13 protein-coding genes are annotated in these 13,963 nt (G+C 63.9%); 8 read left to right on the top strand and 5 right to left on the bottom strand.

All coding sequences use genetic code 11. The features are described 5' to 3' along the window. The first annotated feature begins 1 nt into the window (after position 1). The gene (locus O9K64_RS08595; RefSeq protein WP_275097666.1) at positions 2-835 is read left to right on the top strand and encodes a symmetrical bis(5'-nucleosyl)-tetraphosphatase; all 834 of its coding nucleotides are present in this window, start codon (positions 2-4) and stop codon (positions 833-835) included. Here O9K64_RS08595 and folA read toward each other — a convergent pair whose 3' ends face one another. Further along, positions 836-1,339, bottom strand: a complete 504-nt coding sequence (folA, locus tag O9K64_RS08590; protein ID WP_275097665.1) for a type 3 dihydrofolate reductase — start codon at positions 1,337-1,339, stop codon at positions 836-838. A 267-nt stretch (positions 1,340-1,606) separates the two neighbouring features. On the opposite strand from folA, the gene O9K64_RS08585 reads away from it, so the two are divergent. Beyond that, entirely contained in the window at positions 1,607-2,626 is a 1,020-nt protein-coding gene (locus O9K64_RS08585; protein ID WP_275097664.1) for an ornithine cyclodeaminase, read from the top strand. On the opposite strand, the gene O9K64_RS08580 is transcribed toward O9K64_RS08585, so the two are convergent. From O9K64_RS08580 to lgt, 3 genes are all read right to left on the bottom strand, one after another. Further along, positions 2,521-3,489 carry an arginase gene (locus O9K64_RS08580; protein ID WP_275097663.1) on the bottom strand — a complete coding sequence of 323 codons (969 nt, stop codon included), beginning with the start codon at positions 3,487-3,489 and terminating at the stop codon, positions 2,521-2,523. The genes O9K64_RS08585 and O9K64_RS08580 overlap by 106 nt on opposite strands. A gap of 110 nt (positions 3,490-3,599) precedes the next feature. Then, entirely contained in the window at positions 3,600-4,394 is a 795-nt protein-coding gene (locus O9K64_RS08575; protein ID WP_275097662.1) for a thymidylate synthase, read from the bottom strand. A 3-nt stretch (positions 4,395-4,397) separates the two neighbouring features. After that, positions 4,398-5,240, bottom strand: coding sequence for a prolipoprotein diacylglyceryl transferase (gene lgt, locus O9K64_RS08570; RefSeq protein WP_275097661.1), 843 nt, complete (start codon positions 5,238-5,240; stop codon positions 4,398-4,400). 577 nt (positions 5,241-5,817) lie between these two features. Here lgt and O9K64_RS08565 point away from each other — a divergent pair. After that, entirely contained in the window at positions 5,818-6,156 is a 339-nt protein-coding gene (locus O9K64_RS08565) for a helix-turn-helix domain-containing protein (protein WP_275097660.1), read from the top strand. 102 nt (positions 6,157-6,258) lie between these two features. Here O9K64_RS08565 and O9K64_RS08560 read toward each other — a convergent pair whose 3' ends face one another. Continuing rightward, positions 6,259-7,455, bottom strand: coding sequence for a class I SAM-dependent rRNA methyltransferase (locus O9K64_RS08560; protein WP_275097659.1), 1,197 nt, complete (start codon positions 7,453-7,455; stop codon positions 6,259-6,261). Positions 7,456-7,577: 122 nt separating this feature from the next. On the opposite strand from O9K64_RS08560, the gene O9K64_RS08555 reads away from it, so the two are divergent. The 5 genes from O9K64_RS08555 (at position 7,578) to O9K64_RS08535 (ending at position 13,957) form a co-directional block, all read left to right on the top strand. Further along, positions 7,578-8,123 (top strand): PadR family transcriptional regulator, encoded by a 546-nt coding sequence (locus tag O9K64_RS08555; protein WP_275097658.1) that lies wholly within the window; start codon positions 7,578-7,580, stop codon positions 8,121-8,123. Further along, positions 8,120-9,154 carry an efflux RND transporter periplasmic adaptor subunit gene (locus O9K64_RS08550; RefSeq protein WP_275097657.1) on the top strand — a complete coding sequence of 345 codons (1,035 nt, stop codon included), beginning with the start codon at positions 8,120-8,122 and terminating at the stop codon, positions 9,152-9,154. The genes O9K64_RS08555 and O9K64_RS08550 overlap by 4 nt, the downstream gene beginning before the upstream one ends. A gap of 1 nt (position 9,155) precedes the next feature. Next, positions 9,156-12,290, top strand: a complete 3,135-nt coding sequence (locus tag O9K64_RS08545; protein ID WP_275097656.1) for an efflux RND transporter permease subunit — start codon at positions 9,156-9,158, stop codon at positions 12,288-12,290. Between the two features lie 173 nt (positions 12,291-12,463). Next, complete coding sequence (locus tag O9K64_RS08540; protein ID WP_275097655.1) at positions 12,464-12,799, top strand: hypothetical protein; 336 nt, start codon at positions 12,464-12,466, stop codon at positions 12,797-12,799. Further along, positions 12,800-13,957 (top strand): MFS transporter, encoded by a 1,158-nt coding sequence (locus O9K64_RS08535; RefSeq protein WP_275097654.1) that lies wholly within the window; start codon positions 12,800-12,802, stop codon positions 13,955-13,957. Positions 13,958-13,963 lie beyond the last annotated feature (6 nt).

Genomic DNA, 13,963 nt, shown 5'->3' with positions numbered 1-13,963 from the left:
TATGGCGCTGTATGCCATCGGCGATGTTCAAGGCTGTTACCGGGAGCTGATACGGCTACTGAAACAGATCAGGTACAACCCCGACCAGGACACCCTCTGGTTTGCCGGAGACCTGGTCAACCGGGGCCCCGATTCCCTGAAAACCCTGCGCTTCGTCAAGGGTCTGGGGGACGGCGCCACCGTGGTGCTGGGTAACCATGACCTGCACCTGCTGGCGCTATCACAGGGCAACATGAAGCATGCGGAAAAGGACCACACGCTGTGCGCGGTGCTGAAGGCCAAAGACCGGGACGAGCTGCTGGAGTGGCTGCGCCACCGCCCGCTGATGCACCACTGCCCGGAACGGGGCTACAGCCTGATTCACGCCGGCCTGGCGCCGCAGTGGGACCTGGCCACCGCCCTGCGCTGCGCGGCCGAGGTGGAGGCGGTGCTGCATAGTGACGGACTCGGGGAGTTGTGTCTGCAGATGTACGGCAATGAACCCAGCCGCTGGTCGGATGAGCTGCGGGGCATGGAGCGTCAGCGTTTTATCATCAACTGCTTTACCCGCCTGCGCTTCTGTGACAACCAGGGCAACCTGGTGTTGAAGGAGAAACGGGCGCCGGGAAACCAGGCCCCCGGCTACCAGCCCTGGTTTGCCCTGCCCGGGCGCGCCACTCGCGACCAGCGCATCCTGTTCGGCCACTGGTCGACCCTGGGTTATCACCACAGCCACAACAGCTGGTGCCTGGATAGCGGCTGTCTCTGGGGAGGGAAACTGACGGCCGTGCAAATTCGCCGGGAGAAGCCGCCGAAGCCTACCCAGGTGGCCTGCAGCGGCTACAAGAAGCCCTGATCAGCGGTCGCTCCGCTCCAGCGTCACGAAGGTATAGGCAAACGGATTGCGCTCATCGGCACTGTGGTCCTCCCGTGCCAGCTCGCGCCAGGCGTCCACCGCATAGTCCGGAAACCAGGCGTCGCCCGCCACCCGGGTATGCACCAGCGTCAGATAGAGCCGGTCGGCCCGCGGCAACAACTGACGGTAGAGGTTGGCGCCACCGACAATCATGATCTCCGCTACATCACCGGCCGCCGCCAGCGCCTGCTCGACCGTGTGCACCAGCCGGCAGCCCTCGGCCCGGTAGGCCGGATTGGCGCTGATCACGATATGGCTGCGGCCGGGCAGCAGACCGGGCAGCGACTCCCAGGTTTTGCGCCCCATGATGATCGGCTTGCCCAGGGTCAGGCGCTTGAAATGTTGCAGATCGGCGGGGAGACGCCAGGGCAGGCGGTTATCACAACCGATGACCCGGTCTTCGTCCATGGCGGCGATGAGGGAAATGAGCGGCTTCTGTTGCATGCCGCGGAGCATACCACGTCCATGGTCTAAGCTTTACTCTAAGGACCCGCGCAAGAATAAGTTCCTGCATTCGGCCGCCCCTGTAACACGTCCACCGCGTTGCGCTTCTTGGTAAGGGAGCGGCCATTGCCTGCGAAGCGCGCCTTGTGGACGTGACCCAGGAACACCCTCGGTGCCACGGAATTATTCTTGCGCGGGCCCTAAACAACAGCCAAAAACTGATCGCATAATAGCGATAACACCAACTGACAACATGGGACTGACGGCATGCGGCTTATCACCATCAGCCACCTGAAACAGCTAATCCGGGAAACCGGGCTGGACCACTTCCTGCAACAGAATCTGGCATCCCTCGAAGCCGCCTTCGGGCGCTGGCACGAGTTCCGCAAATCCCCCCGCCACGCCACCCACTACCCGCAGGGGGTGATTGAACTGATGCCCTGCGCCGACGAGGAGTTGTACAGCTTCAAGTATGTCAACGGACACCCGAAAAATACCGCCGCGGGTCGTCTCAGTGTCGTTGCCCTGGGCATGCTGGCCAATGCGCGGAACGGCTACCCCCTGATGCTGAGTGAAATGACCCTGCTGACAGCCATCCGTACCGCCTCCACAACGGCGCTGGGGGCAAAATACCTGGCCCGCCCCGAGAGCCGTCACCTGGCGCTGATCGGCACCGGCGCCCAGGCGGAATTCCAGCTGCTGGCGCTCCGCCAGGTACTGCCGATCGAGCAGGTGTCCTATCTCGACAGCGACCCGCGGGCGATGGAGAAATTTGCCCGCAATATGGTCGGATACGCCACTCTGATCCCGTGTGAATCGATCGATGCGGCCCTGAGCGACAGCGATGTGATCATCACCGCCACTGCCGCCAGACGGCATAACCGGCTGCTGAAGCCGGGCATGATCCGCCCCGGCAGCCATATCCACGCCATGGGCGGCGACTGCCCCGGCAAGACCGAACTGGACCCCGCCCTGCTGGCGCAGTGCCGGATCGTGGTGGAGTATTTGCCGCAGAGCCTGGAAGAGGGAGAGATCCAGCTGTCAAAGGAGACCCCGGTGCACGCCGAACTCTGGGAGCTGGTCAACGGCAGCAAGCCGGGCCGGCAGGACCCCGGGGAGCTGACCCTGTTCGACTCCGTCGGCTTCGCCCTGGAGGACTTCGCTATCCTGCAACTGGTCTATCAGCTGGCCTGCGACCTGGAGATCGGCGAGGAGGTGGATTTGATCCCCTCGCCGGCCGATCCGAAGGATCTGTACAGCGTCCTGATCTCACCGCTCTCACCGTAAAGGGCGGCGATCAACCGGCCGATCAGCTGCACGGTCTTCTCTTCACGCTCATGCCGGGGACAGAACTCGGCGATCTCCATACCCACCAGCCGCGGGGCTCCCGCGATGGCGGCCAACGCCGCGACCAGCTCATCGCCGGCAATGCCGCCCGGTTCCGGCACCCCGACCGCCGGGGCGTCCCGGGGATCGACGGCATCCAGATCGATACTGATGCCGAGCACATCCACTTGCCGCGACAGGTGCGCCGCGGTCTCCACCAGCCGCGAACGCAGCGCGCCCGGCTCATTCAGCTCAGGCATACCGATCACCCGCACGCCGAGCCGTTCCAGCAGACGCTGTTCCGCCGGCTCATAACTGCGCACCCCGAGCAGCACCAGGTCTTCCGGTTGCAGGTGGCGCGTGCCGCCATAGACCCGGGTCAACAGCCGGTCCCCCTGCCCCAGCAGTCCGGCCACCGGCATGCCGTGGACATTGCCCGAGAGCGTGGTTTCGAAGGTATGGGCATCCATGTGGGCGTCGATCCAGATCAGGCCCAGCCGGTGACTCTCGGGAAGCGCCCCCATCACCCCCTGCCACACCCCCATGGCGGTGGCATGATCACCGCCCAGGAACAGGAACGGCCGGTGCTGACGCACCAGGGCCGAGGCGAAGCGCGCCACCTGCCGGCAGAGCCCGGTCACCGCCTCCAGCTTGCCGGCCCGCTCATCCGCCTGCAGCAGCGCATGCCAGACCAGCTGCAGCCCCTGGGCAGCGCAGTAGCGTTTCAAGCCCAGTGAATTGCGCAATACCAGGGGGCCGCGCCAGCATCCCCCATGCCGGCCCGCCTGGCCGGAGGCCACACCGACAGTCGCTATGCGCCGCATCAGCCACCTCCCGGAATCTATGCTTCAACAGTTTAGAGGCACACTATCCAGTATAGGTTTCCCTGTTGCATGACGCGGCGCTGGGTCGGTGCGGTAGGGATTGGTTGGTCTTAGACCGCCACCGGTGCCTTGATGTGGGGGTGACACTGGTACTGCTCCAGGGAGAAGTCGTCATAGACGAAATCGAACAGCGAGTCGACAGCGGGATTCAACCGCATGCGCGGCAGCGGAAAGGGGTCCCGAGCCAGCTGGGTCTCCACCTGCTCGAGGTGGTTGGTGTAGAGATGGGCGTCGCCGAAGGTATGGACGAACTCCCCCGGCTCAAGCCCGGTGACCTGGGCGATCATCAGGGTCAGCAGGGCATAGGAGGCGATATTGAACGGGACGCCGAGAAAGATGTCGGCACTACGCTGATAGAGCTGACAGGAGAGCCGGCCCTCCGCCACGTAGAACTGGAACAGGCAGTGGCAGGGCGGCAGTGCCATGCGCTCCACCTCGGCCGGGTTCCAGGCACTCACCAGCAGACGCCGCGAATCCGGATTGTGGCGGATATGCTCCACCAGCTGGGCGATCTGGTCGATGTGGCCGCCCTCGGGGGTCGGCCAGGAGCGCCACTGGGCGCCATAGACCGGCCCCAGGTCACCGTTTTCGTCCGCCCACTCATCCCAGATTCTGACCCCGTTCTCCTTCAGGTAGCGGATATTGGTCTCTCCCTTCAGGAACCAGAGCAGCTCATGGATGATCGAGCGCAGGTGCAGCTTCTTGGTGGTGACCAGGGGAAAGCCCGCGCCGAGATCGAAGCGCATCTGGTAACCGAACAGACTCAGCGTGCCGGTGCCGGTGCGGTCCTCCTTGCGGGTACCGTTCTCCAGGACATGGCGCATGAGATCGAGATATTGACGCATGATTCAATCCGTTCGTGTTCGGTTGCGATAGGCGAACCCGATCAGCAGGCCGCCGGCCAGCAGCATGGGCAGGGTCAGAATCTGCCCCATGGTGACCCAGTCGAAGGCGAGATAGCCGATATGGGCATCCGGCATGCGCACGAACTCGATGGCGAAACGGAACACTCCGTAGCAGACCAGGAACAGTCCCGAGACCGCCATGGCCGGACGCGGACGGGCCGAAAACAGCCACAGGATGGCAAACAGCGCTACTCCTTCCAGCAGGGCCTCATAGAGTTGATTGGGATGCAGCGGCGGGGTCATTGCCGTGCCGGGGGGCAGCTGCAATTTGTCCACGCAGAGCGCCATGAAGCGTTCGCAGGGTACCTGCATCGCCCAGGGCACTGAACCGGGCGCGCCCCACAACTCGCCGTTGATAAAGTTACCGATGCGCCCCGCCCCGAGACCCAGCGGAATCAGTGGCGCGATAAAATCGGTAGCGTGAAAAAAGCCCTTGTCATGGCGCCGTCCAAACAGCCACATGGCCACCAGCACCCCGAGCAGACCGCCGTGAAAGGACATCCCGCCCTGCCAGATCCGCAGCAGGGAGAGCGGGTCGCGCAGCAGCTCCTCGAAGCCGTAAAACAGGGTGTAGCCGAGTCGGCCGCCCAGCACCACGCCCAGGGCTATATAGAACAGCAGGTCATCCACCTGCTCGACACGCCAGCCGGAATCGGGCCGGGCGGCACGCCGGCGACCAAGCCACCAGCCCGCCACAAATCCCACCAGGTACATTGCACCGTACCAGTGTACCGAGACAGGCCCCAGGGAAAACAGCACCGGATCAATATTTGGGTAAGTCAGCATAGGGGGCTATCTTATGGTCAGGTTAAAAATAAATCACCCAAAGATTTCACGTGGCACGGGCCAGGCCTATACGACCGGCAAAGAGACGACCACCATCTCCGCAGAATGTGCACCATGTGGAGATAGCGACGCGGTAGCGGGCAACGCCTTCGAATCCAGCCGGACCGGTGATGTGAAAAGCGATACGCGTCAAGAATCGGGGCATTAAAATGAAATAAATGCTTTTGCAGGTACTGTTTTAGGACGCAAAATAGGGACAGCTTTAGGAAAAAGGGTTATGCTTAGCAGTGAGGATGATTATTCTCGTAAGATAATAATTTCCTTAATTTCAGTGATTGTATTCATTGATAGTTGATCGTGATGCAAAGAGCAAAACAGAAGCTGGTGCTCCTGAATGCGCGGGATTGTCGGGTAGACCGCCGGGCGATCCTGAAGTAATTGATGCGGTGGCTGGTCGTGCCCCGAACCCCCGGCATGACGGCGTGTGACAGGGGTCTGAAATAAAGACCCAAGAACAGCAATCGGTCACCCGACAGGGAGCTATACTCAAAATTGGACAAACAACAGGTTGAAGAAAATGACTAATGAGAATCCCCAAAACCCCGGGAGTCTGGGTCAACGGATGCGCTTCAGGCGCCAGGAAAAAGGCTGGACACAAGAGCAACTTGCGGTGCGAGCCGGGACCAACCAGGCCGTCATCCAGAAGATTGAAAATGGAAAAAGCCTGCGTCCACGCAAAATAGACCAGATTGCCGCCGTGCTGGATGTCAACCCCGCCTGGTTGATGTTCGGCGATGAACTGGCCGCATCGCTTCCACCTGATGCCATGGCGGTGGCCGAGGCGTGGCATGCCATGCCGGAGCCGCATAAATCGAGACTACAGCGGGAGATCATGGACCTCTCCTCGAAAGGGTAGGCGTCCTGCCCATCCCTGTGTCCTGTTCGGCACAGGGATGGGTCTGCCCTAGTAGTCTGCCGGACTTAACGCTGATCTACTGCGGAAAAGCCCGACAGCCGCCTAGAAGCTCGGCAGGACCCGCAGGTAGAAGGTCTTGAGATAGGCCGTCTCCGGTATTGCCGGATGGACCGGGTGGTCTGGTGCCTGAAAACCGCGCTCAAGGAGTTGTAGCGAGCGGTCGGTGTGCCGTGCCGCCTGCTGGATTTCATGCAACAGCGCCGCCTCGCCCATGTGATGGGAGCAGGAAGAGGAGACCAGGATGCCGTCCTTGCTCAGCACCTGGAGCGCCAGCTGGTTCAGTCGACGGTAAGCCATAACGCCCTCTTTGGCGTCTTTTTTTCGCTTGATAAAGGCCGGCGGATCCACCAGCACCACATCGAAACGTTCATTGGCCTGGCGCAGTTCGCGGAGCGCATCGAAGGCATCCCCCTGCAACCCGGCCACCCGCTCCGCCACACCGTTTTCCAGGGCATTGCGATCGACCGCGTCCAACGCGGTTGTCGAGGCATCCACGCAAATCACCTCCGCCGCCCCTTTCACCGCCGCCAACACACCCCAGGCACCGACATAGCTGCATACATCCAGCACCCGCCTGCCGGGAACATACGGGATCAGGCGCCCCCGGTTCGCCGCCTGATCAAAGAACCAGCCGGTTTTCTGCCCCGCCTGGGAGGGCAGGGTGAAACGCACGCCGTGCTCTTCGAGCGTGAGTTCGTCCGGCCAGCCGCCCAGGGCATCTTCCACGTAGAGCGCCAGGCCCTCCAGCTCCCGCGCCGACGAGTCGTTGCGAAACAGCACGCCGGCGGGGCGCAGCACCTTGACCACCGCAGCCAGAATCTCCGCCTTGAGCCGCTCCATGCCGGCGGTGGTGACCTGGATCACCAAGTGGTCGCCGAAGCGGTCGATGACCAGTCCCGGCAACCCGTCGCTCTCGCCGAACAGCAGCCGGTAGAACGGCTTCGGGTAGAGCCGTTCGCGCAGACTCAAGGCCACTTTCAGCCGATGCACGATCAGCGAGCCGCTGAGCGGGTGCTGACGATCACGGCTGACCAGGCGTGCGCAGATCAGGGAGTGGGGATTGACATAGCCGGTGCCGAGCAACTTCTCCCGGTCGCTGTAGACCTCCACTGGCTGTCCCGGCTCCAGCCCCTGCAACGGGGTGAGTACGGTATCGATCTCATTGCTGTAGATCCAGCAGTGCCCGGCACGCAGGCGTCGATCCTCGTTCTTCTTCAATCGCAGCGGGGCAAAATTCATGGTTTGGGGTCCTGGGGTAAAAATGCGGACGCAAGATTAACAGATTTGACAGGGCGGCGCCCAATAAATATATTGCCCCGATATATAACGACCCGATATAACCGATTCCCGATGAACTCCCTATGAACACCAGCCAACTCTGTCTCGGCATTCTCTGTCTCGGTGACGCCAGTGGCTATGAAATCAAGAAGGCGATCGAGCGGACCTTCAGCCACTTCCAGGCCACCAGCTACGGCTCCATCTATCCGGCCCTGGCGAAATTGACCCACCAGGGGCTGGTCAGTTTTCACGAACAGACCCAGCAGAAGCGGCCGACCAAGAAGGTGTTCACCCTCACCGAGGCAGGCCGGATACAATTTTTTCAGACCCTGATGGCCACCGAGCCGACCGAGCAGCACCGCAGTGACTTCCTGTTCCTGATGATGTTCGCCCATCTGCTGCCGACCGAACAAAACAGGGCGCTGCTGGAGAAACAGACCGCCCATCTGCGGAGTGAACTGGACATACTGGAGCGCATCATCAATGAGTGCCCGACCCTCACCCCGGGCATGCGCTTCACCCTGGAGTACGGCATTGCCGCCAACCGGGCCCTGCTCCGGCTGATGCAGGGCCGCAGCACCGCGCTGCTCCGGGAGATCGATGCGGCAAGGAGCCCGACAGCATCATGAGAATGAAACAACCGACCGGGCACCTGCCCGGCCTGCTACTGGCAGGCCTGCTGACCCTCATCATGCGGCCCGGGGCGGCCGAGGAGCGGCCCATCCAGGTCACCACCGCGCGGCTGGGGGAGGTCACCATTTACCAGGAGTACTCGGCACCCGCCACCACCCTGAGCCTGAACGAGAGCCGGATCAGCGCCGAGACCACCGGCACCGTGCTGGACATCCCGGTACGGGTCGGCGACCGGGTGGAGCGGGACGCCCTGCTGACCGCCCTGGATTGTCGTGACAACCAGCTCAGGCTGCAGCAGGCCGAGGCGGGACTGGCCAGTATCGCGGCGCGGATCACCCTGGCCAGCCGCCAGATCGAACGGACCCGGCTGTTGCGCAAGAGCCGCAGCGCCTCCGAGGAGCAACTCAATCAACAGGAGGCCGACCTGCAGATCGCCGAGGCCGAGCGCCGGGCGCAACAGGCCAGCATCGCCGAGGCGAGACTCAACCGGCAGCGTTGTGAGATCCGCGCCCCCTTCGCCGGCGTGGTCCGGGAGCGGCTGGTCGGGGAGGGCGAATGGGTCAATCCGGGTCAGCCGCTGATCCGCCTGACCGACCTGGAACATCTGGAGATCTCCGCCCAGGTCTCCGTGGACCTGATCGGTTCACTGCGGGAGGCGGACACCATCGTGCTGGAGACCAACCAGGGCAGCTACCCGGTGCGGCTGCGCCGGATCGTCCCGGTGGTTGAAGCACTCGGCCGCAACCGCGAGGTGCGCCTGCAGTTCAGCGACGGCGGCACCCTGCCCGGCAGCAGTGGCCGCCTGCTGTGGCGATCGCTACGGCCCCAGGTGCCGGCCGACCTGCCGGTGCGGCGGGAAGGCCGCCTGGGGCTGTTCCTGGTCGAGCAGGAGAAGGCCCGCTTCTTCCCCCTGCCCGATGCCCTGGAGGGTCACCCGGCACGGGTGGACCTGCCGGCCGATACCCTGCTGGTCATCGAGGGACGCCAGGCCGTGACCAATGGCACCCGCATAGAGCAGACCAACTGACATGCTGGCACGCCTGTTCAGCAATCACGTGCTGGCCAACCTGACCTTCGGCCTGGTGCTGGTGGTCGGTTTTCTCTCCTACAACCTGATGCCGCGGGAGCAGGATCCCAGCATCAACTTCAACTGGATCGATATCACCACGGTACTCCCCGGCGCCGCCGCGGCCGACGTGGAGAAACGGGTCACCGAGGTGCTGGAGAAGCAGATCCGCCGCATCTCCGATATCAAGTTCGTCTCCAGCGTCAGCCGCGAGAGCATCTCCAGCATCCTGGTGCGCTTCGAGGATATCGAACCCGAGGTGTTCGACAAACGGGTGGCGGATCTGCGCCGCGAGGTGCAGAACGCCGACGATGAGCTGCCGGCCAATGCCACCACCCCGTTCGTGTTCGAGATCACCACCGCCAATGCCTTCCCCAGCGCCACCCTGGCAGTGGTGGGGCCGGCCGACGACGAGAACCTGCGCCGCCAGGCGGAGAACGTGAAGAAGGATCTGGAGCGTATCAAGGGGGTCGACCGGATACTCGACACCGCCCTGCGCGATCCCGAGCTGCAGATCAACTTCTATCCGGAGCGCCTGGAGGCCGCCGGCATCAGCCCCGGTCAACTGGCCGATACCGTCACCCGCAGCTTTCAGGATCTGGCCGCCGGCAGTGCCCGGGTGAACGACCAGAACTGGCTGGTACGCATCATCGGCCAGGAGAGTGATCCGGGCTATCTGGCCGCCCTGCCGGTGGCGGGGGTCAGCGGCGAGGTGCCGCTGGGCGATCTGGCCCAGGTGGTGCGGGCACGGGAGAAACAGGACAAGGCAGTGTTCTACCAGGGCCGGCCGGCGGTGATGCTGGCGATCACCAAGAAGGAGAGCGCGAACACCCTGGAGCTGGTGCGGCAGATCGCCGACTACGCCGACACGCGCAACCGCTTCCAGGACAAGACCGGGGTCGAGGTGGTGCTGATCGACGACCAGACCGAGATCACCCGCAACGCCCTCAACATCATGCAGACCAACGCCCTGCTGGGCTTGATCATGGTGCTGTTTGTCACCTGGCTGTTTCTCGGCAGCCGTATCTCCCTGCTCACCACTATCGGCATCCCATTCATCCTCGCCGGCACCTTCCTGGTGCTCAACGCCCTGGACCAGACCCTCAACGTGAGCGTGCTGCTTGGGGTGGTGATCAGCCTCGGCATGCTGGTGGACGACGCCGTGGTGGTGGTGGAGTCGATCTACTACCGGCTGCAGCGCGGCATGGCGGTGCTGCCGGCCACCCTGGAGGCACTGCGGGAGGTGTTCGCCCCGGTCACCACCGCGGTACTGACCACCATGGCCGCCTTCCTGCCGCTGATGCTGTTGCCCGGCATCCTCGGCAAGTTCATGCTGATCATCCCGCTGGTGGTGACCATCGCCCTGGCCATCAGCCTGATCGAGGCCTACTGGATACTGCCGGCCCATATGCTGGGGGCCAACATCAGCCTGCGCAATCCGTCGCGCCTGCAGCGCCGGCGCAGCGAGGCCCTGCACTGGATCCGCATCAAGTACACCAAACTGTTGGTGCGCGCCCTGCGCTGGCCGAAGACCCTGTTGATCGGCGTGTTGCTGATGTTTGTCGGCGCCGTCGTGGGCGCCACCAACGGACTGGTCAAGATCGACTTCTTCGCCTCCGACCCGATCCGCCTGTTCTATGTCAGCCTGGAGATGCCGGCCGGCACCCCGCTGGATGTCACCCGCGACAAGGTGTTGCAGGTAGAGCAGAAGATCCGCCGCCACATCCGCCCGGGCGAAACGCGCAACATTCTCAGCTACGCCGGGCAGCTGTTCACCGAGACCGCCCCCTTCTTCGGCGATCATTACGGCCAGGTGCTGGTGGCGCTCAACCCCAAGAGTAACGGTTTGCGCGGTGTGGATGCCATGATCGAATCCATGCGCGCCGATATCGAGGCCACCGCCGGCCCCGACAAGATCACCTTCCTGCGCCTGGCCGGTGGTCCGCCCACCTCGAAACCGATCCAGGTGAAGGTACGGGGGGATGATACCGGCACCATCCGTGAGGCGGTGGCGGAGCTGAAGTCTATCCTGCGGCAGAACCCGGCGATCCGCGATATCACCGACGACGACAGCCAGGGCCAGATGGAGCTGGCGCTGCGGGTGAACCAGGATGCCGCCCGCCGCGCCGGCATCAGCCCGGCCGAGGTGACCCGCACCCTGCGGATGCTGGTGGACGGCGAGATCGTCAGCCAGATGCAGGACCGGGGCGAGGAGCTGGAGGTGCGGGTGCGCGCGCTGCCGCGCACCCTGGCCACCATAGGCGCCCCGGGCAACTACACCCTGCCGTTGCCGGGCGGTGGGCGCATCGCCCTCAAGGAGCTGGTGCACAGCACCACCCGGCCCAGCGACAACAGCATTCGCCACTACAACTTTCGCCGTACCATCACCGTGGAGGCGGACCTGGACAAGCAGCAGATGGACACGGTGGCCGCCAATGCGCGGATCCAGGAGGCTTGGGACAAGATCGCGACGCGCTATCCCAGCATCGATCTCGACTTCTCCGGTGAGCTGGACGACATCCAGGAGAGCCTCGACGCCATTGCCGTGCTGTTCCTGTTCGGTGTCGGCCTCATGTACCTGATCCTCGGCACCCAGTTCAAGAGCTACTTCCAGCCACTGATGATCCTGGCCACCGTGCCCATGGCCTTCACCGGCGTGGTGATCGGCCTGGCCATCACCGCCAACCCCCTGAGCCTGTTCACCCTGTACGGGGTGGTGGCCCTGGCGGGTATCGCGGTGAATGCCGCCATCGTGCTGATCTCCGCCGCCAATGCGCGGCTGGCGCGGGGCATGAGCGTACTGCACGCCACCCTGTACGCGGCCCGCCGCCGGGTGATCCCGATCCTGATCACCTCCCTGACCACCATCGCCGGGCTGTTCTCCCTGGCTACCGGGCTGGGCGGATCGTCCCTGATGTGGGGGCCGGTGGCCACCGCCATCGTCTGGGGCCTGGCCGTCTCCACGGTGCTGACCCTGTTTGTCATCCCGCTGCTCTACCGGCTGTTCATGGGCGCCGGCTGGGTCACCCGGCGGCGCCTGGCGGCCCAATTCAACGCCCAATCCGCACTACGGGCGGGCGCCCTGGATCGGTTATAATCCCCGACCTGAGCTGCAGGGGTCGGAGTCAAACCAACCTGAACGGGCAGGTGATCTCACCGCACCCGCCAGATTGCTTGCAACCCCTCGCACCCGGACCCGTTGACTCCGACCCACGGGGAAAAAGGACCGCCGATATTCCACAGTGGGCACCACCTTATATTTCGAGAAACATGAGTAATCCATTCACCGCCACCTGGAGCGAACAGGGCCACCTGATCTGTCTCGGCCGCTGGGAGATCCGCTACCGGGGGCGCCCCCTGGAGATCCCGGCCCCGCGCCATGAGGAGGACATGGGCACCCACGGCATCTACTCTTTCCTCTATCCCGACGACCCGGTATTCGCCGAGGGACTGGAGGAGGATGACTGGGTGCTGGAGAACATCGACTGGCTCAGCGACCTGTTCATCGCCCACGACATCCCAATCGACGAACAGCACGCCCGCTGGTTCTTCCAGGCGGTCAACGCCAGCGACTGGCGCTGCGGCAGCTGCGGCGGCTGCACCTGAATGAGTAAGGACTCACATCTGCGCCTGCAGCTGGTGGTATTCGCCCTGGTGGCCGCCTCCTTCACCAACGTCTACCTGACCCAGCCGGTGCTGCCGGTGCTGCAGGCGGAGTTCGCCGCCAGCACCTTGCAGGTCTCCTTCACCGTGGCCGCGGTGATCCTCGGCATCGCCCTCTCCAATCTGCCGTTCGGGGTGCTGGCGGACCGCCTGCCGATCCAGCCGATCATCCTCACCGGCGGCATCGCGGTGGCGGCCGGCGGCCTGATCTGCGCCTTCACGGATAACCTCTGGGTGCTGATCGGCGCCCGTTTCCTGCAGGGGCTGTTCATCCCGGCGCTGACCACCTGCATCGCCGCCTACCTGGCCAAGACGCTGCCGATCGAACGGCTCAACGTGGTGATGGGCGCCTATGTCTCGGCCACCGTGGTGGGCGGTCTGGGCGGCCGCCTGCTGGGTGGCTGGATCCACCCGCCGCTGCACTGGCGCTACGCCTTTGTCTCCGCCGCGGTGCTGATCCTGGTGGCCACCTTCGTGGCGTTGAAGCAGCTGCCCCGGCAGCCGAAGGTGGACAGCGTGGTCACTGAACAGCCGCGCTTTCTCAGTCTGCTGCGGCGCTGGGAGCTGGTGCGTATCTACCTGGCGGCGGCCGGCGGCTTCTTTATCTTCTCCTCGGTATTCAACTACCTGCCGTTCCGCCTGGCGGCCGAACCCTTCTCCTTCTCCACCGAGCTGATCACCCTGCTCTACCTGGTCTATGTGATGGGCATCTTCATGGGCCCGCTGTCGGGCCGCATCAGCAACCGCATCGGCAGCGGCAACACCCTGATCGGCGGCACCCTGCTGCTGGGCGCCTCGGTGGCGCTGACCCTGCTGCCCTCCATCAGCGCCATCATTCTCGGACTGCTGGGACTGTGCGCCGGCTTCTTCGCAGTGCACGCCGCCGCCGTCGGCTCCCTCAACCGGCGCCTCACCGGTGGCCAGGGCCGTGCCAACGCCCTGTACGTACTCTTCTACTACGTGGGCGGCTGGATCGGCATCACCGGCAGCGGCTTCGCCTACACCCGCTGGGGCTGGCAGGGGGTGATCCTGATCTGCCTGCTGCTGCTGTTACTGCCATTTATGGCAGGTATAGGAGAGCGTAGGGACGCCCGCCGCTGATTTGGG

Source organism: Sedimenticola hydrogenitrophicus, from assembly GCF_029017505.1.
Taxonomy (GTDB): Bacteria; Pseudomonadota; Gammaproteobacteria; order Chromatiales; family Chromatiaceae; genus Sedimenticola; species Sedimenticola hydrogenitrophicus_A.
The sequence above is the reverse complement of the archived record's forward strand: the minus strand, read 5'-3'. Positions and strand labels throughout refer to the sequence as shown.

Bases quoted from the DNA above. Each gene is read 5' to 3' on its own strand.
- O9K64_RS08595 (WP_275097666.1), top strand. From the start codon at position 2: ATGGCGCTGTATGCCATCGGCGATGTTCAAGGCTGTTACCGGGAGCTG.
- folA (WP_275097665.1), bottom strand. From the start codon at position 1,339: ATGCAACAGAAGCCGCTCATTTCCCTCATCGCCGCCATGGACGAAGAC.
- O9K64_RS08585 (WP_275097664.1), top strand. From the start codon at position 1,607: ATGCGGCTTATCACCATCAGCCACCTGAAACAGCTAATCCGGGAAACC.
- O9K64_RS08580 (WP_275097663.1), bottom strand. From the start codon at position 3,489: ATGCGGCGCATAGCGACTGTCGGTGTGGCCTCCGGCCAGGCGGGCCGG.
- O9K64_RS08575 (WP_275097662.1), bottom strand. From the start codon at position 4,394: ATGCGTCAATATCTCGATCTCATGCGCCATGTCCTGGAGAACGGTACC.
- lgt (WP_275097661.1), bottom strand. From the start codon at position 5,240: ATGCTGACTTACCCAAATATTGATCCGGTGCTGTTTTCCCTGGGGCCT.
- O9K64_RS08565 (WP_275097660.1), top strand. From the start codon at position 5,818: ATGACTAATGAGAATCCCCAAAACCCCGGGAGTCTGGGTCAACGGATG.
- O9K64_RS08560 (WP_275097659.1), bottom strand. From the start codon at position 7,455: ATGAATTTTGCCCCGCTGCGATTGAAGAAGAACGAGGATCGACGCCTG.
- O9K64_RS08555 (WP_275097658.1), top strand. From the start codon at position 7,578: ATGAACACCAGCCAACTCTGTCTCGGCATTCTCTGTCTCGGTGACGCC.
- O9K64_RS08550 (WP_275097657.1), top strand. From the start codon at position 8,120: ATGAGAATGAAACAACCGACCGGGCACCTGCCCGGCCTGCTACTGGCA.
- O9K64_RS08545 (WP_275097656.1), top strand. From the start codon at position 9,156: ATGCTGGCACGCCTGTTCAGCAATCACGTGCTGGCCAACCTGACCTTC.
- O9K64_RS08540 (WP_275097655.1), top strand. From the start codon at position 12,464: ATGAGTAATCCATTCACCGCCACCTGGAGCGAACAGGGCCACCTGATC.
- O9K64_RS08535 (WP_275097654.1), top strand. From the start codon at position 12,800: ATGAGTAAGGACTCACATCTGCGCCTGCAGCTGGTGGTATTCGCCCTG.